The following is a 24,363-nucleotide window of genomic DNA, read 5'->3' as shown; positions in this document are numbered from 1 at the left end:
CAGCGCTCGGCGCTTCAAGAGCGCACCGGTGATTAAGAGCCATAGGTTGCTGCCGTCATGGGCCGGGGCGGGGGGTCACCACGGCACGGCCTGGCCGCGCCAATCGAAGAAACCGCCGGTGTCCGCCGCCGTCAGACGGTCGAGCAGGCGCAGGATATGGGCGGCAGCCTGCGGCGGCGCGTGCTTGTTCAATCCAGCGGCAGCGAAGGGGGCCGACAGGGCCGTATCCACCGTGCCGGGATGAACGGCGACACAGATGGCCTGAGGCGCGCGGCGGGCCAGTTCGATGGCCGATGTGCGGATGATCTGATTGAGCGCGGCCTTGGAGGCGCGATAGGCGTACCAGCCGCCCAGGCGGTTGTCGCCGATGCTGCCCACCCGCGCCGACAGGCTGGCAAAGACGCATTTGCCGGTGCGCGGCAGGCGCCCGAGCATATGCTTCATCAACAGCGCGGGTCCGGTCGCGTTGATGGCGAAGGCACGGGCCATGGCCTGCGGATCGATCTGCGACAGGCTCTTTTCCGGGGCCTGTCTGTCATCGTGCAGGAAACCCGTGGCATCAATGATGCAGCGCAATTCACCAAGAGTCGCGGCAGCGCACGCGGCGTGCTCTATGCTGGCTTCGTCGAGAAGATCGACGGGCGGTGACGATGCCCTTCCATATCCGACCACCTGCCGGAAGCTGCCCGTCGTTTCCAGTGCCGACACCAGCGCCGAGCCGATCCCACCACCGGCGCCGAACACGACGGCAACTCCCCCGCGCGGGAAAGAGGCAAGGGGCCCCGGCTCATCCATCATCGCCGCGCCGCTCCCTGGCACTGAAGGGGAAGTCGCCCGCCGCCAGCCACGGCCCGCCCTGATAGTGCCAGAGGAGCAGGCCCGTCGCGGTGGCCTCGAATGGGACAAAGCCGGCTGAGAGCCGCGCAAAATCGGCCTTGGCCTGCGGCGCCGGAACCTTGTTCTGGATGGTTACATGCGGGCGGAACCCGGCGGCATCCTGTGGGGTGAGATCGCCGGACCAGAGTGCCACGAGTGCCGCGCGCAACCGGTCGAGCGGCGGGCTCGCAATCTCATAAGCCATGCCGCGCCCCAGGAAGCGAAGGCCGCGCACCGCCATCGGGAAGGGGGCTTGTTCATCGGCCGCCGCATGAAGCGCGGCCGCAATCTCGGCGATGCGCGCGCCCGGCAGGTGATGGAACAGCGTCAGATGGGCGGGAATGAGGTTGCGATCGGCCGGAAAATAGAAACGCCGCTCTGCATCGAACCGTGCGAAGCTGGCTTGATCGAGGCCCAGTGTCACGATCAATGGCGCGGTGGCGAGCATGGACTGTCCCATCGGATGCCTGTGCCCAATGTGCGGGCGGGATAGAAGGTTCCCGACCATGCCCCTTGCATCCTGCGGGCGCGCTTGTTGCCCGCTCTATGGAATGGCCATGACACTTTCGGGTGCCGCTTATTTGGCCGGAATGCGTGCCGTGACCTTGACCTCGAAGTCGAAGCCGGCGAGCCAGTTGACGCCGATGGCCGTCCAGGCCGGGTAGGGGGCCGTGGGGAAGACCTCTCCCTTGACCTTCAGAACGGTCGCAAACTGCCGCTCTGGGTCCGTGTGGAAACTCGTCACGTCCAGAATGTCGTCGAAGCTGCAGCCGGCAGCGGCGAGCGTTGCGCCAAGGTTGTCGAAGGCGAGCCGGACCTGTGCCTCGAAATCGGGTTCGGGGGAACCATCGGGGCGGCTGCCGACCTGGCCCGAGACGAAGAGGAGATCGCCGGAGGCGATGGCAGCGGAATAGCCATGGGCTTCGTAAAGCGCGTGGCGACCCGCCGGGAAGACGGCGTTGCGTTGGGTCATGGATGATTCCTTTCGAGGCGTTGCGCGTTTGGCCGGGTATTTTCCACGCGGCCGGAATTCGATATACGCGATGTATGTGAGAGATATCACATACGGAACGTATGTCAAATCGACTCGACGCTTCGTGAGGCGAAGGAGCATGTCTGTCATGGCCACCCGCAAACGGGCCGATACAATGGCGGAAAACCGGGCCAGGCTGATCGCAGCCGGGCGCCGGGCCTTTGCGCAAAAGGGATTTGCCGCGGCCTCGATGGATGAGTTGACCGGAGACGTCGGGCTCACGCGTGGCGCGCTCTATCATCATTTCGGCGACAAGGCTGGGCTCCTGGCGGCCGTCGTCTCGGAGGTGGATGCCGAGATGGCCGCGCGTGCGCGGGCTGCCGCCGCGGGAGCCTCCACGGGATGGGAGCGGCTCGTCGCGGAAGGAGCGGCCTATATCGGCATGGCGCTGGACCCGGAAATCGCCCGGATCGTGCTTCTGGACGGGCCGGCCGTCCTGGGGGATCCGTCCGGCTGGCCCAGCCAGAATGCCTGCCTGGAGCTGACGCGGGAGGCGGTCGCCGGCCTGATCGCCGAGGGGGTTTTGCGATCCGTGGATGTCGAGGCGGCGGCGCGGCTCCTGAATGGCGCCGCGCTGAATGCCGCACTCTGGGTGGCTGCCAGCGACACGCCCGACGCCGACCTGCCGCATGCGGTGGAGGTTTTTACGCACATGGCCGGGGGCCTTCTGCGCAAGAGGCCCTGACCGAGACGGCCGACCGGCCGCCGGTCGCGGCCGATCGGGGTGGGGCTGCTACGCCGTCTGGGCGGCGAGGGAGCGATCCTGCGCCACGGCAGCCGCGCCATAGCCGGCCCGGCGGCCGAACACGGCGCCGGAGGTCAGGCCCGAGCCGCCCGGATAGCCGTTGAAGAAGACGCCGCCGACGAGTTCGCCACAGGCGAAGAGGCCCGGTATGTCGCCGCCATCCTCACGCACGACGCCGCCCGCGGCGCTGACCTCGAGCCCGCCATAGGTGAAGGTGATGCCGCCCGTCACGGGATAGGCCTTGAAAGGCCCGGTATCGATCTTCTGAGCCCAGTTGGATTTGGGCAGCGGCAGGCCATGGGTCCCCTTGCCGTCCTTGACGGTCGGGTCGAAGGCGACGTCATCGTCGACGGCCGCGTTATAGGCATCGAGCGTGGCCCGCACGCGGTCCTTGTCGTCGATGCCGTCCAGCTTCTCGATCAGGGCATCGAGTGTCTCGGCTTCGACGAAATGGGCGTCGTGGAAGCGGTATTCGGCATAGAGGAGGTGGTCCACCTTGGAATCGAAGATCTGCCAGGCGAAGTGGCCGGGCTGCTCCAGCACCGCGCGGCCGAACTGCGCATAGGTGTAGTTGCGGAAATCCTTGCCCTCGTCGACGAAGCGCATGCCGTCGCGGTTCACCATCACGCCCAGGAAGTAGCAGATCTTGCGGTAGTTCTTGCGCTCCTCATGCGGGATGTCGAGGTTGCCATATTCGGGCATGTGAAGGTCCATCGGCGTGGCATGGCACCCTTCATAAAGCCCGTGCTGGCGCGCGCCGAGCGCGAAGGCCATTTCCAGCCCACGCCCGGTATTGTTGGGCGTGCCGCGGACCTTGGCCTTGCTCCAATCCGCCCCGATGAAGCGCTCGCGCAGGGCGGCATTGGCCTCGAAGCCACCGCAGCCGAGGACCACGGCGCCGGCGCGGATCTCGCCCGGCTTTCCCGCCGCATCGCGCGTGCGCACGCCGACCACGCGCTCGCCCTCGACGATCAGTTCCACCACTTCGCAATCGTAGCGGATCTGGCCACCCTTCGACAGGACGGCGCGGGTTTGCGCCGCCACGAGCCCGACGCCCTCGTCCTCGGCGGCAAGGGTCAACCCGCCCCAGAAGACGTGCTTGCCATCCTTCTGGAAGGACTGGCGGGAGTAGATGGGCTCGAAGGTCACGTCATTGTCGGCCAGCCAGCGCATGGTGGCATAGCTTTGCGACACCAGGGCCTTCTGCTCGACGGTCAGCGGCCGCCCATCGTTGAAGCCCAGGAGATCGGCTTCGAAGGTCTCGGCACGGTAGGCGCCGAACTCGGTGACTTCGAGCCGCGGATCGTCCGGGTTCTTCAGGAGCGGCAGAAGGTCGGCATTGCCGTCATAGGCGAACCGCATGGCGCCGGCCGTATATTTGGAATTGCCACCGGCCAGATCCTCTCCGGCCTTTTCCAGGACGATGACCGAGACACCCTTTTCCAACGCGGCCAGCGCCGCGCACAAGGCCGCAGACCCGGAACCGACGACGACGACATCCCTGTATTCCGACATGACATTCCTCCACAGATCGATTTAGCATGCACTTGTATACAATAAATTCGGTTTGGAAAAGAGGGTGCCCGGACAGGCGAGCTGGACCATTGCATCATCCCGCGCGGTTCTATTGTATACAGATGCATTCAGACGTGGGAGTGAATCAATGGTGCATATCCTGACCCTTGCCGGCGACGGCATCGGCCCCGAAATCACAGAGGCCACCCGTGCGGTGCTGGAGGCGCTGGACCGGCGGCACGACCTGTCCCTTGAATTCGAGAGCCGGGATGTGGGGTTTGCGGCGCTGGAAGCTGTAGGAACCACGGTTCCGCCAGAACTCCTGGATGCAGCGCGCGCGGCGGACGGCATCCTGCTCGGCCCGGTCTCCACGGCCGAGTATCCCGCGCGGGAAGCGGGCGGCATCAATCCGTCGGCCGCGCTGCGGATCGCCCTCGATCTCTTCGCCAATCTGCGGCCAAGCTATGTGCGATCCGGGCTGCCGGCCAAGGTGGCTCCGCTCGACGTGATGATCGTGCGGGAAAACACCGAAGGCTTCTATGCGGACAGGACCATGTTTGCCGGCGGCGGCGAATTCATGCCGACGCCGGACCTTGCCCTGGCGGTCCGCAAGGTCACGCGCGAAGGCTCGCGGCGGATCGCGCAGGCAGCCTTCGAAGAAGCCCGCCGGCGGCGGGGCGCGGTGACCATCGTACACAAGGGCAACGTCCTCAAACTCTCGGACGGCCTGTTCCTGGAAGAGTGTCGCAAGGCCGCCGCGGCCTATCCCGACATCCGGGTGGACGATGAGCATATCGATGCGATGGTGTCGCATCTGGTGCGTTCCCCCGAGCGCTTCGACGTGATCGTCTCGACCAATATGTTCGGCGATATCCTGTCGAACCTCGCCGCCGAACTGTCGGGCGGGCTCGGCCTTGCCGAAAGCCTCAACGCGGGCGCCGGCCATGCCATGGCCCAGGCCTCGCACGGCTCGGCGCCCGATATAGCGGGCCGCGACATTGCCAACCCGACGGCCCTCATCCTGTCGGCCGGCATGATGCTGGACTGGATCGGGGAACGGCACGGGACCCAACGCTTCTGCGAGGCCGCTTGCGAGCTGAAGCGCAGGGTGCTCGGCACGCTGACGGATGAACGTCACCGGACCCGCGATCTTGGCGGAACCGCCTCGACCCGGGACTTTACGAAGGCTGTGATCGCCGCGCTCGGCTAAGGCTGCGGCCCAGGCGGCGCGTCACGCGCGCGCCGCCCTTCGCCGTTGCCGCAAAAGCTGCGTCAGCTCGCCTGCGCAAAGAGCGCCGCCGGTACATGGACGTGGCCGGACATGAGCTTGCGTGCGGTGCGGACCACACCGCCGGATACGCTGGTCGATGCGCCCTCGCCGGTCGTCGATAGGGCGATCTCGAAGATCCCGCTCGGATGTTCGACCACGATCTGGTCCTTGGGATTTGCCGGCAGCCGGGCAAGACCCTCGGCCACCGTGCCTTCCAGCGCACAGGCGCTAGCGATGCAGAGGCCGCCGGTCACCGCCATGGCGGCGTGGGTCTTGTGCGGAACGAAGTAGCGGGCAGCGATCGCCGCATCGCCCTGCGGCGCGGCCAGCATGGCGACCTTGGGCACGACCATGCCGGACACATCCCCCAGGCCCATGCGGCGGCCGGCCTCCAGGCGCAGCGCATCCAGGCGGGCGAAGAAGGCGGTATCGGCATCCAGCTCCGCCGGGGTCTCGTAACCGGTCTTGCCGAGATCTTGCGACCGCAGGATCATCATCGGGACGGACACGTCGATCAGCGTCGCCTCCACGCCGTCGATGGTTTCCCGCGTCTTCCCCGTCGGCAGGAGCGCGCCGGTCTTGGAGCCGACGATGTCGAGGAAGTTCAACCGGATCTCGGCCGCCGTGCCCGGCACCCCGTCAATGGCGACCGCGCCGTCATAGCGAACCGTGCCGTCCGGCGTCTGGACAATGGCCTCGATGCGGCTTCCGGTGTTGACGTTGAAGATCACCACACGCGTCTCGTCGCCCGCCGGCGGCACCATGCCTGTTTCGATCGCGAAGGGGCCGACGCCCGACAGCATGTTGCCGCAGGACGGCGCCGTATCGACGATGGGCTGGTCCACGGAAACCTGCGCGAAGAGATAGTCCACGTCGACACCCGGACGCTCCGATGGCCCGACGATCGCCACCTTGCTGGTCAGCGTGTCCGCGCCGCCGATCCCGTCGATCTGGCGGCTGTCGGGGGAGCCCATCAGCGCCAGCAGCACGCGGTCGCGCTGGTCCGGGTCGGCCGGCAGATCATGCGAGCGGAAGTAGGGTCCTTTCGATGTGCCGCCGCGCATCAGGATGCAGGGGATCGCGTGTGCGGAACTCATGGTTCTATGTCCTTTCGTTCTGCGAGGCTCAACGGAACGGCCAGGGAAGGTCGAACCAGAGCTGCAGGTAGCCGGCCGGGAAGACGAGGTTGAGCGAACTGGCCAGGGTCAGCATGACCGTGGCGATGCCGGCCGTCAGGAGAAGGCTCGTCAGCCACGACGCCTTGGCGACGACCCGCAGGAAGGTCATGAAGAAGAGGAGGAGCGCGGCGAAGAAGCCGATCACGGCGATGGAGGCCACGAAGCCGGCGAGCCAGCCGATATAGGCATAGGGGCTGACATTGTCGTCGGCATCGCGATTGGCCTCCGCGTCGTAATTGGCGTTCGCGCCGACCTTGCGGCCAAGCTGCGGGACCAGCACGAAGGCCGTGGCGGCAAGGCCGACGGCCGCGACACCCGCCGTGAACACCCCGCCCAGGAAGGACAGCTTCCAGCTTTCATAGGCGGCGAAGAGGAAGATGCCGAGGATGAGGAGCGAGAAGGCGATCTGCGGGCCGAACTGCGTCGGCCGGTCCGCGGATTCCGATCCCGTCGCCTCCGTGTTGAAGGAGCCGCCGCTCTTGGTCGAGCGGGCGCCGAGCCACACCGACAGCGCGATGATGGCGGCGATCACCAGGACGATCGGCCGGGTGAATATCTCGAAGCCGGAGAACTGCACCGCCTGGTAGAGGTAGCGCTCGCTCTGCGTGGCCAGGACGAAGCCGATCAGGAAGGCCGGCCGGGGCCAGCCGAAACGGCGCAGGAGAATGCCGAAGACGCCGACCACGAGCAGGGCCAGGAGATCGTCGAAGGCACGTGTCGGCTGGAAGGCGGCGAAGGCCACGATGGCGATCATGAAGGGGGCGATCAGCGGGTAGCGGATCTGCGTAAGCTTGGCGATGCCGGGCGCCAGCACGATGCAGAGCGCCGTGCCCAAAAGGTTGGCGAGCGCCAGCGACCAGACGATCGTATAGGTGATGTCGAGATTCTCGCTCACCATGGAAGGGCCGGGCTGCAGGCCGATCAGCACCATGCCCGCCAGGAAGATAGCCATGGAGCCGGAGCCGGGAATGCCGAACAGGAGCGTGGGGATGAGGCCGCCGCCCTCCTTGGCCGAGGTGGTGGATTCGGGCGCGATGACGCCGCGCACGTCGCCCTTGCCGAACTGCGACTTGTCCTTCGAGGTCTGGACCACGTGCCCATAGGCGATCCAGTCGACGACGGAGCCGCCAAGGCCCGGAATTGCGCCGAGGATCGAGCCGAGGCCCGAGCAGCGCAGCGTCAGCCAGCGATAGGTCCAGGTGTCCTTCAGCCCCTGCAGCCAGCCGGTGCCGAGCGCGCTCGACGTGTTGGAGATGGAACCCTTCTGGCGCAGGAGATCGCCGATCTCCGGAATGGCGAAGATGCCGAGGCCGACGATGACCAGCGGCAAACCGTCCATCAGGTAGAGCGCGCCAAAATCCATCCGGTACTCGCCCGTTGCGGGCGCGGCGCCGATCGAGCCGATGGCCAGGCCCGCCGCGCAGGCGGCGATGCCCTTGGCGAGGCTGTTGCCCGACAAGACCCCGACCATGGACAGGCCGAAGATGGTCAGCATGAAAAGCTCGGCCGCGCCGAAGGACAGGATGAGCGGCCGGGCCGCGATGACCGAGACGGACAGGACGATGGCCCCGAAGATGCCGCCGATGAAGGATGCCGAGAAGGCCGCGCTCAGGGCGCGGGCCGCCTGGCCCTTCTTGGACATAGGGAAGCCGTCCAGGATGGTCGCCTGCGAGGCGCTGGAGCCCGGAATGCCCATCAGCACCGAGGCGAAGGTGTCCGATGTCGCCAGCACCGGCAGGATGCCGATCAGGAGCGCCATGGCGGAGGTCGGGTCCATCCCATAGATGAAAGGCAGGAGCAGCGACATGCCGACGATGCCGCCGAGCCCGGGCAGCACGCCCACGACCAGGCCCACCAGCACGCCGAGCGACAGATAGGTGAAGTGCTGAAGCGTCAGGAGATTGGCAAGCGCTTGCCAGAAGGCGTCCATCATCATGGCCGGCTGGCCCTTTCGTCATTGCGCGTCATGTGCTGCGGGGCCAAGCGGGGTGTGCCGCGCCGCGACCCGCGTCGCGGCGGCTGCCCACCCTTCACGTTGGTTTTTGCCCGCTGCGGGGCGGCGTCAGAAGCGCACGTTGTAGTTTTCGGCCAGGAAGGTCTGGGTCCAGGATTGCGCCTCGGGCTCGATGCTCGTGGCGATCTGGTACAGGCGCTCGGCATCCTCGCCCACGGCCTGGTCGTATTCTCCCAGAATGTCGCCCTTGCGGGCCTGCAGGTCCGGATCCGCAACCGCATCGGCAAAGGCCTGCCGATAGGCTGCGACGATCTCGGGCGGTGTGCCTTCCTGCAGCATGGCGGGCTTCTGCGCCGCAAAGCCCGAGCCGAAGAAAGCGCGGTAGGCGTCGAATTCCGGCCCCGACGGCGCGGAACCGTGCATCATCTCGTAGGCTTCGATGAAATGCGGCAGGTCCGGGAAGGTCGGGTCGCGCTGGACCTGGCCATTGGCGTCGATCACCCCATAGGAAAAGAGCGGCACGACGTTGCCGGCCTTCACCAGCGGGTCGACCGCGGTCTGGTAGGCCGCGGTGGTCTGGTAGTCGATCGTGGCTTCGCCGCGCTCGAAGGCCAGCCGCCCGTCGCCCCGGCCCGTCATGCCGAAGACGTGGCGCACATTCAGCCCCATGACCACGAAGGCCAAAAGCGGCACGAGGTCCAGCGAGGTCGCGCCCTGACTCGCATAGACGAGCTCGCGGCCCGAAAGCTGCCCGAGTTGCGAGGCGTCGGCCACGTTGAAGCTGGCCGGAATATAGACGACGCCCCCGGTCGGGGAGGCCACCACCGGAATGAGCTTGCGGTAGTCGTAGCGCACGCGGCGGTCCTGCAGGAGATAGGGGAACTGCGTCGAACCCGATGTGCCGAGGAGCGACAGCCCGTTGGGCCGCGCCCGCACGGCGAACTCGTTCGCCCCCGTCATCGAGCCGCCACCCGGCACATTGCGCACGATGACCTTCGGATTGCCGGGCAGATGCTTGGACAGGTAGGGCGCGTAGAAACGGCCCCAGACATCGCTGCCGCCGCCTTCCGAGAAGGGGATGACGAACTCGATCGTCTCCCCCGAAAAGTCCACGCCGGCTTGCGCCCGTGCGGCGAAGGGCAGACCGGTGGCCGACAGGCCGGCGGTGGCGGCGACGCCATTCATGAAACCACGGCGAGTGATCATATCTGGCTTCCTCCCAAGGTTGTTCCAGACGCATCCGATCAAGGATTTTCGACCGGCACCCTAACTTTGTTTTTAAAAGAGTTCAATTGCATGCAAACGTACGCGCAAATGTACGATTGCAAGTCGCATCGTGCTTCCGGCATGATCGCTCAAGCAGACGTGAGGTCTGCGAGAGCCTTTGGGGACTGGGATCGGGATGGAACGAAACGGGGGCGATTCGCTGGCGCAGGGTGTCTACGACGCCATCCGCGAAGCGCTGCGCAATGGGGAATACAAGGCCGGTGACAGGCTGCGGGAGGAGGAGGTCGCCAAGCGGCTGAACGTCAGCCGCACCCCGGTGCGAGAGGCGTTCCGCCGCCTGCAGACGCGCCGGCTGATCGAAAGCTCCGCCGGGCGCGGCCTGATCGTGCGCAGCCTGGAGGTCGGCGACGTCATGGAACTCTACGCCATGCGTGAGATCATCGAGGGCGCCGCCGCGCGGCTGGCCGCCGAGCATGCGTCGGAAACCGAGATCGAGAATATGCGCGATCTGAACGAGGCTTTGCAGGAATGCTACGACGATACGCCGGAGATGGCGCGTCTGAACCGGCATATTCATGAAACGATCTACCGGGCGGCCCGCAACCGCTACCTGAACTTTGCGCTCGAAGAGCTCCAGGATGCGATCGGTCTGCTCGGCAGCACGACCTTTTCCGTGCGCGAGCGGCCGGAGCAGGCGGCCCTTGAACATGCGGCGATCATCGACGCCATTGCCGCGCGCAAGGCGGACGAGGCGGAAAAACTCGCCCGTGCCCATATACGCGGCGCGCTGCGCGCCCGGCTGCGCATCCTTCAGCGGACCGGCGGCGACGGCGCCCCGCGGCCGGCCAGCCTACCCTCCGCCGGCTCGCGCTGACCGGTCGGCGCATCGCCGGACCTTCACCCCGCACGGCTGCGGCATCTTGACGCCGGCCGGCCGAGGCGCATCTGCGATGACAAGGAGGTGACCTGCCTGTGAGCGGTCACCGCAGACGGGTCCGGTCGCAGAGGGAGGATGGGAATGCCGATGGCAGCCGATAAAGGCGAAAGCGCGCCGCAACTGAAGCGCGCGGCAGGTTTGACGCAGATCACCCTGTTCGGGCTCGGCAGCATGCTGGGCGCCGGAATCTACGGGTTGATCGGCAAGGCGGCCGGAGAACTCGGCAGTGCCGTCTGGCTCGCCTTCCTGGTGGCCATGGTCGCCGCCATGCTGACGGGCCTGTCCTATGCGTGCATCGCATCCCGCTTCCCCAAGGCGGGCGGGGCCGCCTATGTGACGCAGATGGCCTATCGCCGGCCGATGATCAGCTATGTGGTCGGGCTGGCCGTCGTGTGCTCCGGCCTGACCTCCATCGCCACGCAGTCCAATGTGGTGGCTGCCAACATCGCGGAGGCCTTCGGCATCGAAACGCCGCTGTGGCTCATCGCCATCGGCTTTCTGATCCTGTTGTCCGGCGTCCTGTTTCGCGGCATCTCCGAATCGCTCTGGCTCAATGCGCTCTGCACCGTCGTGGAAGCCTTCGGCCTGATCCTCGTCATTTGCGTGGGCATCAGCGCCTGGGGCAATGCGAACCTTCTGGAGTTTCCCCCCGTCGAAGGCGGCGGCCTGGAGGGGTCGACCGCGCTGCTCCTGATGCAGGGCGCCGTCCTGACCTTCTTCTCCTTCATCGGCTTCGAGGACATGCTGAACGTGTCGGAAGAGGTGCGTGATCCCGAGCGCACCATGCCGCTGGCGTTCATCCTGGCGATCCTTGCGGCAACGCTAATCTACATCGCCGTGTCGATCACCGCCGTCTCCGTCGTTCCCTGGCAGGAACTGGCCGAGGCCGCAGGGCCGCTCACGCTCGTCGTGGAGCGGGCGGCCCCCTGGTTCCCCGTCGGTGTCTTTGCCGCCATCACCATCTTTGCCGTCGCCAATACCGCGCTCGTGAATTACGTGATGGCGTCGCGGCTGCTCTATGGCATGTCGCGCCAGGGGCTGCTGCCGGAAGCGCTGGGCCGTGTCCACCGCACGCGCCGCACGCCCTATGTCGCGATCCTGGTCCTCCTCGTCATCGTGGTGTTCCTGTCGCTCGTGGGCGACATCGCGGCGCTGGCCTCGTCCACCGTTCTCCTGCTTCTGATGGTCTTCACCGTGGTCAATGTCGCGCTGATCGTCCTGAAGCGGCGGCCGGACGATAGGCCCGGGCGGTTCGAGGTCCCGATCATCGTGCCGGCGCTCGGCGCGCTCTTCTGTGCCGCGCTGCTCGTCGTGCGCATCGCGGAAGGGGATTGGACCGCGCCGCTCATCGCCGGGGGGCTCGTCCTGGCGATCCTCGTTCTCTATGCCGTGACGGGCGCCGGCCGCGAAGGCCGCATCGAGGCCTTCTTGGAAAGCGAGCGCTCTAGCGGCTGACGCTCATCCTACTGGACGAGGGGGCGTCCGGGCAGGAAATGCTCGAAGCCGTGGGCGCGTGCCGCGACGACATTGGGAAAGGCCTGCGGCGGGCGCTCGAACTGCGGCGCCATCCGCAGCATCGGCAGGATCCGCTCCAGAATGTTGCGCGCGGTGGGAACCGCGTTCCAGCCGGCGGTGCGGAAGCCGTGGGTTTCCGCCGTCGGCTTGGGCTCGTCCAGGATCACGACAACCAGATATTTCGGGTCGTGCGCGGGCACGAGGCCCATGAAGGAGGTCATCACCTTGCCCTTGGCGTAGCGGCCGTCGATCACCTTCTCGGCCGTTCCCGTCTTGCCGCCCACATGGTAGCCGGCAATGGAGGCACGGCGGGCGGAGCCGTCGATGCCGTTCAGCCGCATCAGGTAGCGCAGGGCTTCGCCAGTGCGCGGCGACACCACATCCTCAGCGATCACGCGTTCGGTGACCGGCGTATCGCGCAGGAAGGTGGGGCGCAGGAGCCGCCCGCCATTGACCAGCGCCGCCACGCCCATGGCCGCCTGCAGCGGCGTGACGGCCAGCCCGTGGCCGAAGGCGATGGTCGCGGTGTTCACCGCGCCCCAGTTGCGCGGGACGATGGGCGCCGCGCTTTCCGGCAGTTCCGTCGTCAGCCGGGTGAGCTGGCCGAGATCGCGCAGGAACTGGCGGTGGCGGTCGACCCCGAGCTGCATGGCAAGCTTGCCGAACACGATGTTGGAGGAAACGAGGAAGGCCTCCGGCATGTTCAAAGGGCGTTTCTCGCCTCGATAGTCGCTGATCGAAAACCGGCCGAAGCGCAAGGGATGCGTGGCGTCGACCACCGAGTGCAGATTGAACGCCTCGCTGTCGAGCGCCATGGCCATGGTCAGGGCCTTGAAGGTGGAGCCCATTTCATAGACGCCGACATTGATGCGGTTGATGTTTTCCTTCTTCTGCGCATCGGTCGGCACGTTGGGATCGAAATCCGGCAGGGAGACGAGCGACAGGACCTCGCCATTAGTGACGTCGAGCACCAGGCCCGCGCCGCCGATGGCGTCGTAATGTTCGATGGCTTTGCGCATCTCGTCCGTGAAGGCGTGCTGGACATAGAGATCGACGCTCAATTCCACCGGGTCGAGATCCTGCCGCTCGTAACGCATGCCAGCCGTCCGCAGCCCGTTCAGCCCGTTCTCGTCGATCCAGCGTTCGATGCCGGCAATGCCGTGATTGTCGATGTTGACCGCACCCAGCACCTGCGCGGCGGCCGCACCGTTGGGATAAAGCCGCCGTACCTCTTCCCGGAAACCGATGCCCGGCAGGCCGAGATTGTGAATCTCCTGCTGCTTGGCGGGCGTGATGGAGCGCTGAATCCAGATGAAGCCGGCCCGGCCGCTGAGCCGGCGGTGCAGATCGGCGGCATTGAGCTCGGGCAGGGCGGTCAAAAGTCGCTCGACCGTCTCGTCCGGATCGACCACGCGACGCGGCTCGGCGAAGACGGAGAACATGACGATGTCGCGCGCCAGGATTTCTCCATTCCGGTCCAGTATGTCCGGGCGCGCATGGGACGGACCGGATCGCGCCATGATCGGCTCGGCCAGGTCGAGCGTCGTCAGGTGCACGAGCCGCACGAAGATCGAGCCGAAGCCGACGGCGAAGGCCAGGAGCACGATGAAGGCCCGGAGGGGATTCTGGGCGTGGTCGATCAGTCTGTTGCGCATGCGGGATCCATCGCGACGGGGCGTGCGGGCGCCGGGACGGTCGAAGCCCCCTGGCTCGGCAACCCGGTGCCTGAAGGCTGGGCGATGGCCGTGAACGAAGCCTTAACCAAAGCGCTCCTCCGGGCCCGAATGGCCGCAAACGGCCGCGGGTCGCGCCCTTGTGATGGTCCGTGAACGGCGGTCGGCATCCGGCACCGGCCAGGCACCTCGGTTTGAACCCGGCGCGCAGACATTCTAAGGATGGAACCGGCCGAGGAGAGGGCTGGGGGGCGCATGTTCGAGAAGATTCTGATCGCCAATCGCGGGGAAATCGCCTGCCGGGTCATCCGGACGGCCCGCCGCATGGGCATCGCCACCGTGGCTGTCCATTCGGACGCGGACCGTGACGCGGTGCATGTGCGCATGGCCGACGAGGCGGTGGCGATCGGTCCGGCCCCCTCGGCCCAGTCCTACCTGTCGATCGAGGCGATCCTGAACGCCGTGCGCCGTACCGGCGCACAGGCCGTGCATCCGGGCTACGGCTTCTTGTCCGAGAATGCGGGGTTTGCCCGGGCGCTGGAGGCGGAGGGCGTCGCCTTCATCGGGCCGTCCGCCAACGCCATCGAGGCCATGGGCGACAAGATCGCCTCCAAGGCCCTGGCCGCAAAGGCCGGCGTTTCGACCGTGCCGGGCCATATGGGCTTGATCGAGAGCGCGGAGGAGGCCGTACGCATTGCGGAGGCCATCGGCTATCCGGTCATGATCAAGGCATCGGCTGGGGGTGGCGGCAAGGGCATGCGCGTGGCCTTCGACGCGGAGGAGGCGCGGCAGGGCTACCAGTCCTCGCGCAGCGAGGCGCGGGGCGCCTTCGGCGACGACCGCATCTTCATCGAGAAGTTCGTCGAACAGCCGCGCCATATCGAAATCCAGGTCCTGGGCGACAGGCACGGCAATGTCATCCACCTGGGCGAGCGGGAATGCTCCATCCAGCGGCGCAACCAGAAGGTCATCGAGGAAGCGCCATCGCCCTTCCTGGACCCCGCCACGCGAGAGGCCATGGGCGCGCAGGCCGTGGCCCTGGCGAAGGCCGTGGGCTATTCCTCAGCCGGAACGGTGGAGTTCATCGTCGATGGCGCGCGCAACTTCTACTTCCTTGAAATGAACACCCGCCTCCAGGTCGAGCATCCCGTGACGGAGCTCGTGACGGGCATCGACCTGGTGGAGGAAATGATCCGCGTGGCGGCCGGCGAAAGGCTGCGCATCGGCCAGGATGGCGTGCAGGCGCAGGGCTGGGCCATGGAGGCGCGGCTCTATGCGGAAGATCCGTTCCGCAATTTCCTGCCTTCGATCGGCCGGTTGACGCGCTACCGCCCGCCGGCCGAAGGGCCGCGCGACGGCGGGATCGTGATCCGCAACGATACCGGCGTGAGCGAGGGGAGCGAGATTTCGGTCCATTACGATCCGATGATCGCCAAGCTCTGCGCGCACGGGCCCGATCGGAGCACGGCCATCGATGGGCTCATTGCGGCGCTGGACGGCTTCGAGCTGGAAGGGATCGGGCACAATCTGCCCTTCCTGTCGGCCGTGCTGCGGCACGAGCGCTTCCGGGCCGGCCGGCTGACGACGGGCTTCATCGCCGAAGAGTATCACGACGGCTTTTCCGGGACCGCACCGCAGCCGGCAGAGGCGCGCCGCCTGGCGGCGATTGCCGCCGTTGTGGCCGAGCGGGAGGATGCCCGTGCCAAGGCCATATCCGGAACCATCTCCGGGCAGCCGGCCCGCCCCCGCGGCGCGCTCGTCCTGCGCATGGCCGGGGAGCGCTTCGAGGCGCGGGTGGAGGCCGATGACGGCACGGCGGCCCGCATGCGCTTTGCCGATGGCGCCGCCATGCGCGTGGACAGCGCGTGGCGGCCGGGCGACAGGATCGCGGCCTTTACGGTGGATGGCACGGCGATGCAGGTGAAGACCGACTATGCCGGCGGCGCGCTCCGCCTGCGCTGGCACGGGATCGATCTGACGGTGCGCGCGCGCAGTCCGCGTGTCGACGCGCTGGCCGAGCTCATGCCCGTCAAGCTGCCGCCCGATACGTCCCGCATGCTGCTCTGCCCGATGCCGGGCGTCGTCACCGCCATCATGGTGGCGGAGGGCGACGCGGTGGAGGAAGGGCAGATCCTGGCGACGGTCGAGGCGATGAAGATGGAGAATGTCCTGCGCGCGGAGCGGCGCGGCACCGTCGCGCGCATCGCGGTCGAGCCGGGGGCAAGCCTTTCCGTAGACGCCCTGATCCTCGAATTCGAGTGATCAGGGCCGCAGGCGATAGCCCGTGCTGAAGATCCGCAGGATGATCACGAGGGAAACCAGAAGAAAGACCAGCGTCATGCCGAGGCTGACGAAGACATTCACGTCGGACTGGCCGAAAAAGCTCCAGCGGAACCCGTTGATCAGGTAGACGACCGGATTGGCCATGGACACGTCCTGCCAGAAGGGCGGCAGCATCTTGATGGAGTAGAAGCTGCCGCCGAGGAAGGCGAGCGGCGTGACGACCAGGAGCGGCACGAGCTGGAGCTTCTCGAACCCGTCGGCCCAGATGCCGATGATGAAGCCGAAGAGGCTGAAGGTCACGGCCGTCAGCACCAGGAAGACCAGCATGAGCAGCGGGTGTTCGATGTGCAGCGGCACGAAGAGGAACGCCGTCGCCAGAATGATGAGCCCCAATATGACGGATTTGGACGCCGCCGCGCCGACATAGCCGAGGACGATTTCGAGCGGCGAGATGGGCGCCGACAGGATTTCGTAGATGGTGCCGGTGAATTTCGGGAAATAGATGCCGAAGGCGGCGTTGGAGAGGCTCTGCGTCAGAAGCGACAGCATGATGAGGCCCGGCACGATGAAGGCGCCGTAGGAGATGCCGTCGATGGCGCCGATGCTGCTGCCGATCGCCGCGCCGAAGACGACGAAGTAGAGCGAGGTCGAGATGACGGGCGACAGGATGCTCTGGAACAGGGTCCGCCACATGCGCGCCATTTCGAATCGATAGATGGCGATGATCGCGCGCCCGTTCATGGCCGGCTCCTGACGAGGTCGATGAAGATGTCTTCGAGCGTGCTCTGGTGTGTGCGTATGTCGTGCAGGCGGATGCCGGCCGCTTCGAGCCCGGACAGGAGCGCGGTGATGCCGGTGCGCTCGCCGCCCGTCGCATAGGCATAGGTGAGCGCGGTGCCGTCCGCCGACAGCGTCAGCTCGAAGGGTGCGAGTGCGGCGGGAATGGCGTCCAGCGGCTCCTGCAACTCGATGATCAGCTGCTTGCGACCGAGCTTCTGCATCAGGGTCGCCTTGTCCTCCACCAGGATGATCTCGCCAGAGCGGATCACGCCGATCCGGTCCGCCATCTCCTGCGCTTCCTCGATATAGTGGGTCGTGAGCAGGATGGTGACGCCGGACTCGCGCAGCGATTGGACCACGCGCCACATGTCGCGCCGCAGCTCCACGTCCACGCCGGCGGTCGGCTCGTCCAGGAACAGAAGCCGCGGCTCGTGCGACAGCGCCTTGGCGATGAGGACGCGCCGCTTCATGCCGCCCGACAGAGTCATGATCTTCGAGTCGCGCTTGTCCCAAAGGGACAGATCGCGCAGGACCTTTTCGATATGCGCGTCGTTGCGGGGCTTTCCGAACAGCCCGCGCGAGAAGCTGACCGTCGCCCACACCGTCTCGAAGGCATCCGCGGTGAGTTCCTGCGGCACGAGGCCGATGGCCGCGCGCGCGGCCCGGAACTCGGTGCCGATGTCGTGCCCGGCCACCCGCACGGTGCCGGAGGAGCGGTTGGTCAGCCCGCAGATGATGCTGATGAGGGTCGTCTTGCCGGCGCCGTTGGGGCCCAGGAGCGCGAAGATCTCACCCTTGCGGATGCTCAGATTGACGGGCTTCAGCGCCTGGAAGCCGTTGGTATAGGTCTTGGTGACGTTCTCGACCGAAAGGATCGGATCCATCGTGGCGAGTCTCCGGTTGCGGCGGCATAGATAGGCGATCGGACGGGCAATGTCGCCCCTGGCATGGGCCCGCCGTCAGTTCGCCGCCGTGCGCATATCGGATCGCGCCTGCGCCGTGTCCAGCCGGACGACGACGGACATGCCGGGGACGAGGCGCTCGGAGCCGGCCGCATCGCCCTGGATGGCGATGCGCACCGGCACACGCTGGGCGATCTTGGTGAAATTGCCGGTGGCGTTGTCGGACTTCAGGATCGCGAATTCGGAGCCGGTCGCCGGGGCGAAGCGTTCCAGCCGGCCTTCAAAGGTGGCGCCCGGCAGCGCATCGACGGTGAAGCTCACAGCCTGGCCCGGCTGCATGCCGGCAAGCTGCGTTTCCTTGTAGTTGGCCACGATCCAGCGCTCGTCGGGCACGATGCTGGCAAGCTGCGTTCCGGGCTGCACATACTGTCCCGTGCGTCCGCCGACCTCTCCCAGCCGCCCGGAAACCGGCGCCAGGATGCGGGTATGCTCCAGATCCAGCCGCGCCAGTTCCACCGATGCCTGCGCATTGGCGACGGCCGCTTCCAGCGACTGGCGGGAGTTCAGCGTCGAGGCGAGCTCCTGCTCGGCGACATTGCGCTGGGCCGTGGCCTGATGCAGGGCGGCCTCGGCCTCCGCGCGGCTGCGCCGCGCGACGTCCAGATCGCTGCCCGGGGCAAAACCCTTGGCGGCCAGGGGCGAAATACGCTTCCAGCTCGCCTCGGCCGTTTCGAAAGCGGCCTGCGCGCTGGCTTCCCCCGCCTCGGCCGCCGTGACCCTGGCCTCTGCGGCGCGGCGCTGTTCGTCGAAATTGTTCAAGGCAGCGCGCTGGGTGGCTAGGCCGGCCTCTGCCTGTTCCAGCTTGCGGCGGAAGATGGCGTCGTCCAGCCGGGCAATGAGCGTGCCCTGTTCGACATGCTGGTAATCCTGGACGGGGACCTCGGCCAGGATGCCGGCCAATTGGGGGCTCAGCGTGGTGACCTTGCCGCGCACATAGGCGTCGTTCGTCACCTGCACGGTGCTGGCGAAGGGCGGCAGGTTCCAGGCGAACAGGATGATGGCAATGCCGGCGAAGCCCGCCAGCACCGCGACATAGGTGGAAAAGGAACGGAAGATGCGTGCCATGACAGATCCTTTCGACGCGCGCGCGGGTCAGGCCGCGGCGGGTCGCAGCGCGCTCAGGCGCTGATACAGAAGGTGGACAAGAAGAACGGCGAGCCCCAGAAGGGCGAGGCCGCTGACAGCCAAGAAGACATCGTTATAGGCCAGGACCGTGGCCTCCCGCGTGGCCTGCGTTGCCAGCGTGGAGAGCGCGGCAGCCTGGCGCAGCGCCGGATCGGGAAGGCCGGAGCCCAAGGCCGCCGCCATGCGGGCCACGCGGGCGGCGACAACCGGGTCGGTCAGGACGAGGTGGTCCACCAGCATGTCCGAATGGAACTTCTCGCGCAGCGTCACGAGGGTGCGGAAGATCGCCGAGCCGATCGCGCCGCCCAGGCTCTGCGTGGTCAGGAAGACGATGAGGAAGGACAGAAGATAGTTCATGCCCTTCTGCATCGCCGCCCGGAAACCGAGCCCGAGCGCCGGCGGGAGGAACATGACGGCGGCCATGGCGATGAGCGACTGGCTGAGCATCATGTTTTCCGGCCGCGTCAGCGCCGTGGCGCGGGAGTCCATGTAGGCGCCCGCCGCCAGGAAGGTAAGCGCCAGGGCGTGGATGACCGGCGTGCGCTCCGGCGTGGTCAGGGCGGCCGTCGCCAGCCCGGCCAGGATGGTCGCCCCGATCATGACCGCATAGAGCGTCATCGTCTGTTCGTTCCGCAGCCCGAGCGCCTGGAAGAAGCCGGCCGCCCCGCTCGTCTGTTCCGACAGGAGAAGGCGGAACAGGAGCAGCGTTCCGGCAAAGTGCAGGATCTGCGGCGAGAAGATCCAGCGCAGGTCGAGGAGCGGGTTCGTGCGGTTCAACTCGATCAGGGCGGCGATGGTCAGCGCCGCCACGGCGACGCTGAGGAGAATGCCGATCCAGCGTGCTTCCAGCCACCATTCATAGGGCCCGAGCGTCGCCGCGACGGCGATGCCGCCCAGCCCCGTGGCGATGAAGGCATAGCTGACGAAATCGAGCGGCTCGAAGACGGGGACACGTTCCGGCTGGTTGAGCGGCAGAAGGAAGATCGCGGCCAGCGCCATCAGCGCCAGCCCCATTTCCAGCGTGAAGAGCGTTGCGAAATCGCCCGTCTCGGCCACCAGCGGGGAAACGAGCCGCGCCAGCGGCATAGCGAGCGAGATGTTGATGGCGGCGAGGCCGATGCCGAGAGACAGTTTGCGCTCCGGCGGAAACGGCTCGAGCATGTACAGGAAGCCGAGCGTCGACAGGGGCGAGGCCGCGACGCCCGCAAAGAAGCGCACCGTCATGGCCGACCGGAAATCCGTAACGAAGACATGCATGGCGCTGACCACGACGAAGGCGATGACGGCAATTTCCGCGAAGCGCCGAAGCCCGTACTGGGCCCGGATCTTGGTCATCATCAGCGTCAGGCTGACATTGGGGACCAGATAGGCCGCCATCAGCCAGACGGTCTCGTTGGTCGTCAGGGACAGGCTGCCCTGAACATTGGGCAGGTTGGCCGAGATCAGGTTGAGGCCGAGCCCCTGTGTCAGCGCAATCAGCGTCGAGGCCGCGATGTACAGGCCCGCCAGGGCCGGGTGCCGCCGCATATAGGGGGCAGGGGCCGGCAGGGTGCGGACGATCCGCAGGCCTGGGGTCTCGATGGCAGTGTCACTCCTCATCGCAGACATCCTCCCGCCCAGCCGCCATGTCCTCGATGGACCGCGCCATGTGCCGCATGGTGTGGAGGGCGGATGCCGCATCGGCATCGCCGATGCCGTCCAGCATCGCTTCACGGATGTCCTGCGTGATCGCGGCGACCTGCGCCGCCGCGTCCCGCCCCTCGGGCGTCAGGCGCACTTCCTTGGCGCGCCGGTCACCGTCGGCGGGCACCCGCTCCACCAGGCCGAGCCGCTCCATCCCGTCCAGAAGGCGCACAACCGTCGCCGTTTCGAGCTGCAGGCGGCCGGCAAGCTCGGTCTGGTTGGGCGCCGCATGGCGGGCCAGCATGGCAAGTACCCTGGCGCGCGGATAGGTCAGCCCCAGGGCGCTGACGCGTGCATTGAACACGGTGCGCATCCGTCGGCCCGTCCGCACGATGAGCTCGGTCAGCTCCGTCCGGGGATTTTCAATCTCTGATTGCATGTTCCACATATAACTAGCGCACTAACGATATGCAAGACTTACAATAAGTCGTGCGCTAAGAGGGGCGGTGGATCGTTCTCCGGGGGCATCATGGACATTGCGGATCAGGCGCGGCCGCGCATCGCCATCACCTATTGCACCCAGTGCCAGTGGCTGCTCAGGGCCGCCTGGCTGGCCCAGGAGCTCCTGTCCACCTTCGGACCGGACCTCGGGGAGGTCGCTCTGGTGCCGGGCACCGGCGGCATCTTCGAAATCCGTTACGAGGATGCGTTGATCTGGGAGCGCAAGGCCGATGGCGGCTTTCCGGAAGCCAAGGTCCTGAAGCAGCGCGTGCGGGACCAGCTCGATCCGACGCGGGACCTCGGTCACAATGACCGGCCGGCCCATTCATGACCAAGATCGTCTCGGCCATCATGCTCGTCGCCATGGTCGTGCAGATGTTCCGGCCGCTCGGACTGCCCGGCCTGACGAAGCGCGGCGATTTCTGGAAGATCGCACTCGCCGCGCTGGTCCTGTTCGGCGCCACGGCTCTCATTCGGCCACAATAGTATCGGATGGTCCGCTGCCGCGTCCGGGTGGGGGGATTTGAACGGGGCGGTGCCGTCGTGTAGGGAAACGCCGGCCGAAGCAAACTTCTGGGGTGACACGCACAAATGGACCGTATTCGCATCCGGGGCGGGAACACGCTCAACGGCACCATCCCGATTTCCGGCGCAAAGAATGCGGCCCTGCCGCTGATGATCGCCTCGCTCCTGACGGACGATACGCTGACGCTCGAAAACGTCCCGCATCTGGCCGATGTGGAGCAGCTCATCCGCATCCTCGGCAATCATGGCGTGGACTATGCCGTGTCCGGCAAGCGGCTCGTCCAGGACCCGGCCCAGGGCCGGACCATCCATTTCACGGCGCGCACCATCGTCGATACCACCGCGCCCTACGAACTCGTGTCGAAGATGCGGGCGAGCTTCTGGGTCATCGGCCCGCTGCTGGCGCGCATGCACAAGGCGCGCGTGTCGCTGCCGGGCGGCTGCGCCATCGGCACGCGGCCGGTGGACCTGTTCATCGACGGCCTGCGCGCGCTGGGCGCGACGATCGATATCGACCGTGGATATGTCGTGGCGCAGGCGCCGGGCGGCCTTGTCGGCAACCGCTTCCGCTTTCCCAAAGTGTCCGTCGGCGCCACCCATGTCATGCTGATGGCCGCATCCCTCGCCAAGGGCGAGACGGTGATCGAGAACGCCGCGCGTGAGCCCGAAGTGGCCGATCTGGCGGCCTGCCTGAACGCCATGGGCGCGCGGATCTCCGGTGCCGGCACGAGCACCATCACCATCGAGGGCGTGACGGCGCTGTCCGGCGCGCGCCATCGTGTCCTGCCCGACCGCATCGAGACCGGGACCTATGCCATCGCCGCGGCCATGGCCGGCGGCGACGTGACCCTGTCGGGAACCCATGCCTCGCTCCTGTCCACCGCGCTCGATACGCTGCGGCAGGCCGGCGCCGAGGTGACCGAACTCAATGACGGCATCCGGATCCGGCGCAACGGCGCGGGAATCAGCCCGGTCGATGTCGTCACCGATCCGTTCCCCGGCTTCCCGACCGATCTGCAGGCCCAGTTCATGGCGCTCATGACGCGTGCCGACGGGGTTTCGAACATCACCGAGACGATCTTCGAGAACCGCTTCATGCATGTGCAGGAGCTGGCGCGGCTCGGCGCGAAGATCTCCCTCTCCGGCCAGGTGGCGCGGGTCGAGGGCGTGGCGAAGCTGGAGGGCGCCCCCGTCATGGCGACGGACCTGCGCGCCTCTGTCTCGCTGGTGATCGCCGGGCTTGTGGCCGATGGCGAAACCACGGTCAATCGCGTGTACCATCTGGATCGCGGTTTCGAGCGGCTGGAAGAAAAGCTCGGCGCCTGCGGCGCAGAAGTGGAGCGAATCTCCGGTTGATATCGGCGCGTAGGCAGGTCGAAAGCCTGTTTCGCCTTGCATTTTCTCGCGTTCCGCACGATTTAGGGCACGCATTCATTGAAGGACCGGTCTTGCGCGCAACCGCGAAGGCCGGTTTCACCCGTTCAGACACATGGCAGGCCCGCCGCTGGAGCGGACCGCCGATCCCTCGATTCAAAGAACAGGACCACGCATGGCGAAAGAAGAAGTTCTTGAGTTTCCCGGGGTCGTGACCGAGCTGCTTCCCAATGCGACCTTCCGCATCAAGCTCGAGAACGATCACGAAATCATCGCCCACACGGCAGGCCGGATGCGCAAGAACCGCATTCGCGTTCTGACGGGCGACAAGGTGCTCGTCGAAATGACGCCCTACGACCTGACCAAGGGCCGCATCACCTACCGCTTCAAGTAGGCCGGGCATGGCGTCGCCGCTTCATCTGGTTCTCGCCTCGGCCTCGCCGCGCCGTCTGGAGCTGCTGCAGCAGGTCGGCATCGAGCCCGAGCGGCTGCTGCCCACCGATATGGACGAGACGCCCGAGCGCTCGGAACATCCGCGCTCTCTGGCCAAGCGCCTGTCCAAGGCGAAGGCGCAAAGCGCAAGCGACATCCTGAAGCGTGAGGGGCAGGCGGATGACAGCTACGTGCTGGCCGCCGATACGGTCGTCTGCGTGGGGCGCCAGATCATCCCCAAGGCCGAGCTGATCGAGGATGCCCACGCCAATCTGCGCATCCTGTCCGGCCGCACGCACCGCGTCTATACCGGTATCTGCCTGATCACGCCGGGCGGCAAGCTGCGCCAGCGCCTCGTGGAAACGCGTGTCCGCTTCAAACGGCTGACGCGCGACGACATGGACCGCTACCTCGCCTCCGGCGAATGGCGCGGCAAGGCCGGTGGCTATGCCATCCAGGGCCGGGCCGGCGGTTTCGTCCTGCGCCTGGTCGGCTCCTATACCAATGTCGTCGGCCTGCCTTTGTATGAAACCCTCGCGCTACTGGAGGGCGAAGGCTTCCCGACCGGAGGCGATGGGCCAGCGTGAGCGCCGACATAACGCCCCTGCGGCCGCGCCATGCCTGCCCCGAATGCCGCCGCCCCTCCGCCCGCGCGACCTATCCCTTCTGCTCGCCCCGCTGCAAGGCGGTGGACCTCAACCGCTGGCTCTCCGGCTCCTACGTCATTCCCAGTCCCGCCGACGAAGGTCCGGGCTCAGAAGAGCAGAACTGAGCGATAAGGCACTCGTGAAGGCGCGGTGAGTCCGTCAGCCAAACCTGTCCGACCTGGCAAACC

24 protein-coding genes are annotated in these 24,363 nt (G+C 66.7%); 11 read left to right on the top strand and 13 right to left on the bottom strand.

Annotated elements, in window-relative coordinates; translation table 11 throughout:
• Positions 1-75: 75 nt before the first annotated feature.
• The 3 genes from AUL30_RS12465 to AUL30_RS12455 all read right to left on the bottom strand — a co-directional run bounded on the left by AUL30_RS12465 (position 76) and on the right by AUL30_RS12455 (position 1,849).
• Complete coding sequence (locus AUL30_RS12465) at positions 76-798, bottom strand: SDR family NAD(P)-dependent oxidoreductase (protein WP_202814499.1); 723 nt, start codon at positions 796-798, stop codon at positions 76-78.
• Positions 788-1,336: a 2'-5' RNA ligase family protein gene (locus tag AUL30_RS12460; protein WP_083507902.1), complete on the bottom strand. Its 549-nt coding sequence runs from the start codon at positions 1,334-1,336 to the stop codon at positions 788-790. Before AUL30_RS12460 ends, AUL30_RS12465 begins: the two co-directional genes overlap by 11 nt.
• A 117-nt stretch (positions 1,337-1,453) precedes the next feature.
• Entirely contained in the window at positions 1,454-1,849 is a 396-nt protein-coding gene (locus tag AUL30_RS12455; protein WP_062228200.1) for a RidA family protein, read from the bottom strand.
• A gap of 148 nt (positions 1,850-1,997) precedes the next feature.
• Here AUL30_RS12455 and AUL30_RS12450 point away from each other — a divergent pair, with 148 nt between their 5' ends.
• The gene (locus tag AUL30_RS12450) at positions 1,998-2,594 is read left to right on the top strand and encodes a TetR/AcrR family transcriptional regulator (RefSeq protein ID WP_062228199.1); all 597 of its coding nucleotides are present in this window, start codon (positions 1,998-2,000) and stop codon (positions 2,592-2,594) included.
• Between the two features lie 48 nt (positions 2,595-2,642).
• On the opposite strand, the gene tcuA is transcribed toward AUL30_RS12450, so the two are convergent.
• Positions 2,643-4,169, bottom strand: a complete 1,527-nt coding sequence (gene tcuA / locus AUL30_RS12445) for an FAD-dependent tricarballylate dehydrogenase TcuA (protein WP_062228198.1) — start codon at positions 4,167-4,169, stop codon at positions 2,643-2,645.
• Between the two features lie 148 nt (positions 4,170-4,317).
• Between tcuA and AUL30_RS12440 the strand changes: the two genes are divergently transcribed.
• Entirely contained in the window at positions 4,318-5,379 is a 1,062-nt protein-coding gene (locus tag AUL30_RS12440; RefSeq protein WP_306302737.1) for an isocitrate/isopropylmalate dehydrogenase family protein, read from the top strand.
• Between the two features lie 62 nt (positions 5,380-5,441).
• On the opposite strand, the gene AUL30_RS12435 is transcribed toward AUL30_RS12440, so the two are convergent.
• The 3 genes from AUL30_RS12435 to AUL30_RS12425 form a co-directional block, all read right to left on the bottom strand.
• Entirely contained in the window at positions 5,442-6,536 is a 1,095-nt protein-coding gene (locus AUL30_RS12435) for a 4-oxalomesaconate tautomerase (RefSeq protein WP_062228197.1), read from the bottom strand.
• 28 nt (positions 6,537-6,564) lie between these two features.
• Positions 6,565-8,553, bottom strand: a complete 1,989-nt coding sequence (locus AUL30_RS12430; RefSeq protein WP_157070116.1) for a tripartite tricarboxylate transporter permease — start codon at positions 8,551-8,553, stop codon at positions 6,565-6,567.
• Between the two features lie 126 nt (positions 8,554-8,679).
• Positions 8,680-9,777, bottom strand: a complete 1,098-nt coding sequence (locus tag AUL30_RS12425; protein WP_062228196.1) for a Bug family tripartite tricarboxylate transporter substrate binding protein — start codon at positions 9,775-9,777, stop codon at positions 8,680-8,682.
• Positions 9,778-9,973: 196 nt separating this feature from the next.
• Between AUL30_RS12425 and AUL30_RS12420 the strand changes: the two genes are divergently transcribed.
• Both AUL30_RS12420 and AUL30_RS12415 read left to right on the top strand, forming a co-directional pair.
• On the top strand, positions 9,974-10,672 hold the full coding sequence (locus AUL30_RS12420) for a GntR family transcriptional regulator (protein WP_062228195.1): 699 nt from the start codon (positions 9,974-9,976) through the stop codon (positions 10,670-10,672).
• A 150-nt stretch (positions 10,673-10,822) separates the two neighbouring features.
• Positions 10,823-12,190, top strand: coding sequence for an APC family permease (locus AUL30_RS12415; RefSeq protein WP_062228232.1), 1,368 nt, complete (start codon positions 10,823-10,825; stop codon positions 12,188-12,190).
• A gap of 8 nt (positions 12,191-12,198) precedes the next feature.
• On the opposite strand, the gene AUL30_RS12410 is transcribed toward AUL30_RS12415, so the two are convergent.
• Positions 12,199-13,905: a peptidoglycan D,D-transpeptidase FtsI family protein gene (locus tag AUL30_RS12410; RefSeq protein ID WP_062228194.1), complete on the bottom strand. Its 1,707-nt coding sequence runs from the start codon at positions 13,903-13,905 to the stop codon at positions 12,199-12,201.
• 273 nt (positions 13,906-14,178) lie between these two features.
• Between AUL30_RS12410 and AUL30_RS12405 the strand changes: the two genes are divergently transcribed.
• Positions 14,179-16,185: an acetyl-CoA carboxylase biotin carboxylase subunit gene (locus AUL30_RS12405; RefSeq protein ID WP_062228193.1), complete on the top strand. Its 2,007-nt coding sequence runs from the start codon at positions 14,179-14,181 to the stop codon at positions 16,183-16,185.
• Here AUL30_RS12405 and AUL30_RS12400 read toward each other — a convergent pair whose 3' ends face one another.
• From AUL30_RS12400 to AUL30_RS12380, 5 genes are all read right to left on the bottom strand, one after another.
• A complete protein-coding gene (locus AUL30_RS12400; RefSeq protein ID WP_062228192.1) occupies positions 16,186-16,947 on the bottom strand; it encodes an ABC transporter permease in 762 nt (253 codons plus the stop codon).
• On the bottom strand, positions 16,944-17,870 hold the full coding sequence (locus AUL30_RS12395) for an ABC transporter ATP-binding protein (protein ID WP_062228191.1): 927 nt from the start codon (positions 17,868-17,870) through the stop codon (positions 16,944-16,946). The genes AUL30_RS12400 and AUL30_RS12395 overlap by 4 nt, the downstream gene beginning before the upstream one ends.
• Before the next feature lie 75 nt (positions 17,871-17,945).
• Entirely contained in the window at positions 17,946-19,013 is a 1,068-nt protein-coding gene (locus AUL30_RS12390) for an HlyD family secretion protein (RefSeq protein WP_062228190.1), read from the bottom strand.
• A 27-nt stretch (positions 19,014-19,040) separates the two neighbouring features.
• The gene (locus tag AUL30_RS12385) at positions 19,041-20,600 is read right to left on the bottom strand and encodes an MFS transporter (protein ID WP_062228189.1); all 1,560 of its coding nucleotides are present in this window, start codon (positions 20,598-20,600) and stop codon (positions 19,041-19,043) included.
• Between the two features lie 61 nt (positions 20,601-20,661).
• Complete coding sequence (locus tag AUL30_RS12380) at positions 20,662-21,135, bottom strand: MarR family winged helix-turn-helix transcriptional regulator (protein WP_157070115.1); 474 nt, start codon at positions 21,133-21,135, stop codon at positions 20,662-20,664.
• A gap of 90 nt (positions 21,136-21,225) precedes the next feature.
• Between AUL30_RS12380 and AUL30_RS12375 the strand changes: the two genes are divergently transcribed.
• From AUL30_RS12375 to yacG, 6 genes are all read left to right on the top strand, one after another.
• Positions 21,226-21,528, top strand: a complete 303-nt coding sequence (locus AUL30_RS12375) for a SelT/SelW/SelH family protein (RefSeq protein WP_062228187.1) — start codon at positions 21,226-21,228, stop codon at positions 21,526-21,528.
• A complete protein-coding gene (locus tag AUL30_RS19955; RefSeq protein ID WP_192843065.1) occupies positions 21,525-21,683 on the top strand; it encodes a hypothetical protein in 159 nt (52 codons plus the stop codon). The genes AUL30_RS12375 and AUL30_RS19955 overlap by 4 nt, the downstream gene beginning before the upstream one ends.
• Positions 21,684-21,788: 105 nt before the next feature.
• The gene (gene murA, locus AUL30_RS12370; protein ID WP_062228186.1) at positions 21,789-23,078 is read left to right on the top strand and encodes a UDP-N-acetylglucosamine 1-carboxyvinyltransferase; all 1,290 of its coding nucleotides are present in this window, start codon (positions 21,789-21,791) and stop codon (positions 23,076-23,078) included.
• A 193-nt stretch (positions 23,079-23,271) separates the two neighbouring features.
• Positions 23,272-23,490, top strand: a complete 219-nt coding sequence (gene infA, locus AUL30_RS12365) for a translation initiation factor IF-1 (protein ID WP_019994787.1) — start codon at positions 23,272-23,274, stop codon at positions 23,488-23,490.
• Between the two features lie 7 nt (positions 23,491-23,497).
• Positions 23,498-24,115, top strand: a complete 618-nt coding sequence (locus AUL30_RS12360; RefSeq protein ID WP_062228185.1) for a Maf-like protein — start codon at positions 23,498-23,500, stop codon at positions 24,113-24,115.
• Positions 24,112-24,300, top strand: a complete 189-nt coding sequence (gene yacG, locus AUL30_RS12355; RefSeq protein WP_062228184.1) for a DNA gyrase inhibitor YacG — start codon at positions 24,112-24,114, stop codon at positions 24,298-24,300. Before AUL30_RS12360 ends, yacG begins: the two co-directional genes overlap by 4 nt.
• Positions 24,301-24,363: the final 63 nt, after the last annotated feature.

The sequence above is a fragment of the Aureimonas frigidaquae genome (assembly GCF_001463905.1).
In the GTDB taxonomy this organism is placed as follows: Bacteria; Pseudomonadota; Alphaproteobacteria; order Rhizobiales; family Rhizobiaceae; genus Aureimonas; species Aureimonas frigidaquae.
This window is presented reverse-complemented; position numbering and strand designations above follow the sequence as displayed.

Coding starts and splice junctions, on each gene's coding strand:
- AUL30_RS12465 (WP_202814499.1), bottom strand. CDS start 798: ATGATGGATGAGCCGGGGCCCCTTGCCTCTTTCCCGCGCGGGGGAGTT.
- AUL30_RS12460 (WP_083507902.1), bottom strand. CDS start 1,336: ATGGGACAGTCCATGCTCGCCACCGCGCCATTGATCGTGACACTGGGC.
- AUL30_RS12455 (WP_062228200.1), bottom strand. CDS start 1,849: ATGACCCAACGCAACGCCGTCTTCCCGGCGGGTCGCCACGCGCTTTAC.
- AUL30_RS12450 (WP_062228199.1), top strand. CDS start 1,998: ATGGCCACCCGCAAACGGGCCGATACAATGGCGGAAAACCGGGCCAGG.
- tcuA (WP_062228198.1), bottom strand. CDS start 4,169: ATGTCGGAATACAGGGATGTCGTCGTCGTCGGTTCCGGGTCTGCGGCC.
- AUL30_RS12440 (WP_306302737.1), top strand. CDS start 4,318: ATGGTGCATATCCTGACCCTTGCCGGCGACGGCATCGGCCCCGAAATC.
- AUL30_RS12435 (WP_062228197.1), bottom strand. CDS start 6,536: ATGAGTTCCGCACACGCGATCCCCTGCATCCTGATGCGCGGCGGCACA.
- AUL30_RS12430 (WP_157070116.1), bottom strand. CDS start 8,553: ATGATGATGGACGCCTTCTGGCAAGCGCTTGCCAATCTCCTGACGCTT.
- AUL30_RS12425 (WP_062228196.1), bottom strand. CDS start 9,777: ATGATCACTCGCCGTGGTTTCATGAATGGCGTCGCCGCCACCGCCGGC.
- AUL30_RS12420 (WP_062228195.1), top strand. CDS start 9,974: ATGGAACGAAACGGGGGCGATTCGCTGGCGCAGGGTGTCTACGACGCC.
- AUL30_RS12415 (WP_062228232.1), top strand. CDS start 10,823: ATGGCAGCCGATAAAGGCGAAAGCGCGCCGCAACTGAAGCGCGCGGCA.
- AUL30_RS12410 (WP_062228194.1), bottom strand. CDS start 13,905: ATGCGCAACAGACTGATCGACCACGCCCAGAATCCCCTCCGGGCCTTC.
- AUL30_RS12405 (WP_062228193.1), top strand. CDS start 14,179: ATGTTCGAGAAGATTCTGATCGCCAATCGCGGGGAAATCGCCTGCCGG.
- AUL30_RS12400 (WP_062228192.1), bottom strand. CDS start 16,947: ATGAACGGGCGCGCGATCATCGCCATCTATCGATTCGAAATGGCGCGC.
- AUL30_RS12395 (WP_062228191.1), bottom strand. CDS start 17,870: ATGGATCCGATCCTTTCGGTCGAGAACGTCACCAAGACCTATACCAAC.
- AUL30_RS12390 (WP_062228190.1), bottom strand. CDS start 19,013: ATGGCACGCATCTTCCGTTCCTTTTCCACCTATGTCGCGGTGCTGGCG.
- AUL30_RS12385 (WP_062228189.1), bottom strand. CDS start 20,600: ATGCGGCGGCACCCGGCCCTGGCGGGCCTGTACATCGCGGCCTCGACG.
- AUL30_RS12380 (WP_157070115.1), bottom strand. CDS start 21,135: ATGCAATCAGAGATTGAAAATCCCCGGACGGAGCTGACCGAGCTCATC.
- AUL30_RS12375 (WP_062228187.1), top strand. CDS start 21,226: ATGGACATTGCGGATCAGGCGCGGCCGCGCATCGCCATCACCTATTGC.
- AUL30_RS19955 (WP_192843065.1), top strand. CDS start 21,525: ATGACCAAGATCGTCTCGGCCATCATGCTCGTCGCCATGGTCGTGCAG.
- murA (WP_062228186.1), top strand. CDS start 21,789: ATGGACCGTATTCGCATCCGGGGCGGGAACACGCTCAACGGCACCATC.
- infA (WP_019994787.1), top strand. CDS start 23,272: ATGGCGAAAGAAGAAGTTCTTGAGTTTCCCGGGGTCGTGACCGAGCTG.
- AUL30_RS12360 (WP_062228185.1), top strand. CDS start 23,498: ATGGCGTCGCCGCTTCATCTGGTTCTCGCCTCGGCCTCGCCGCGCCGT.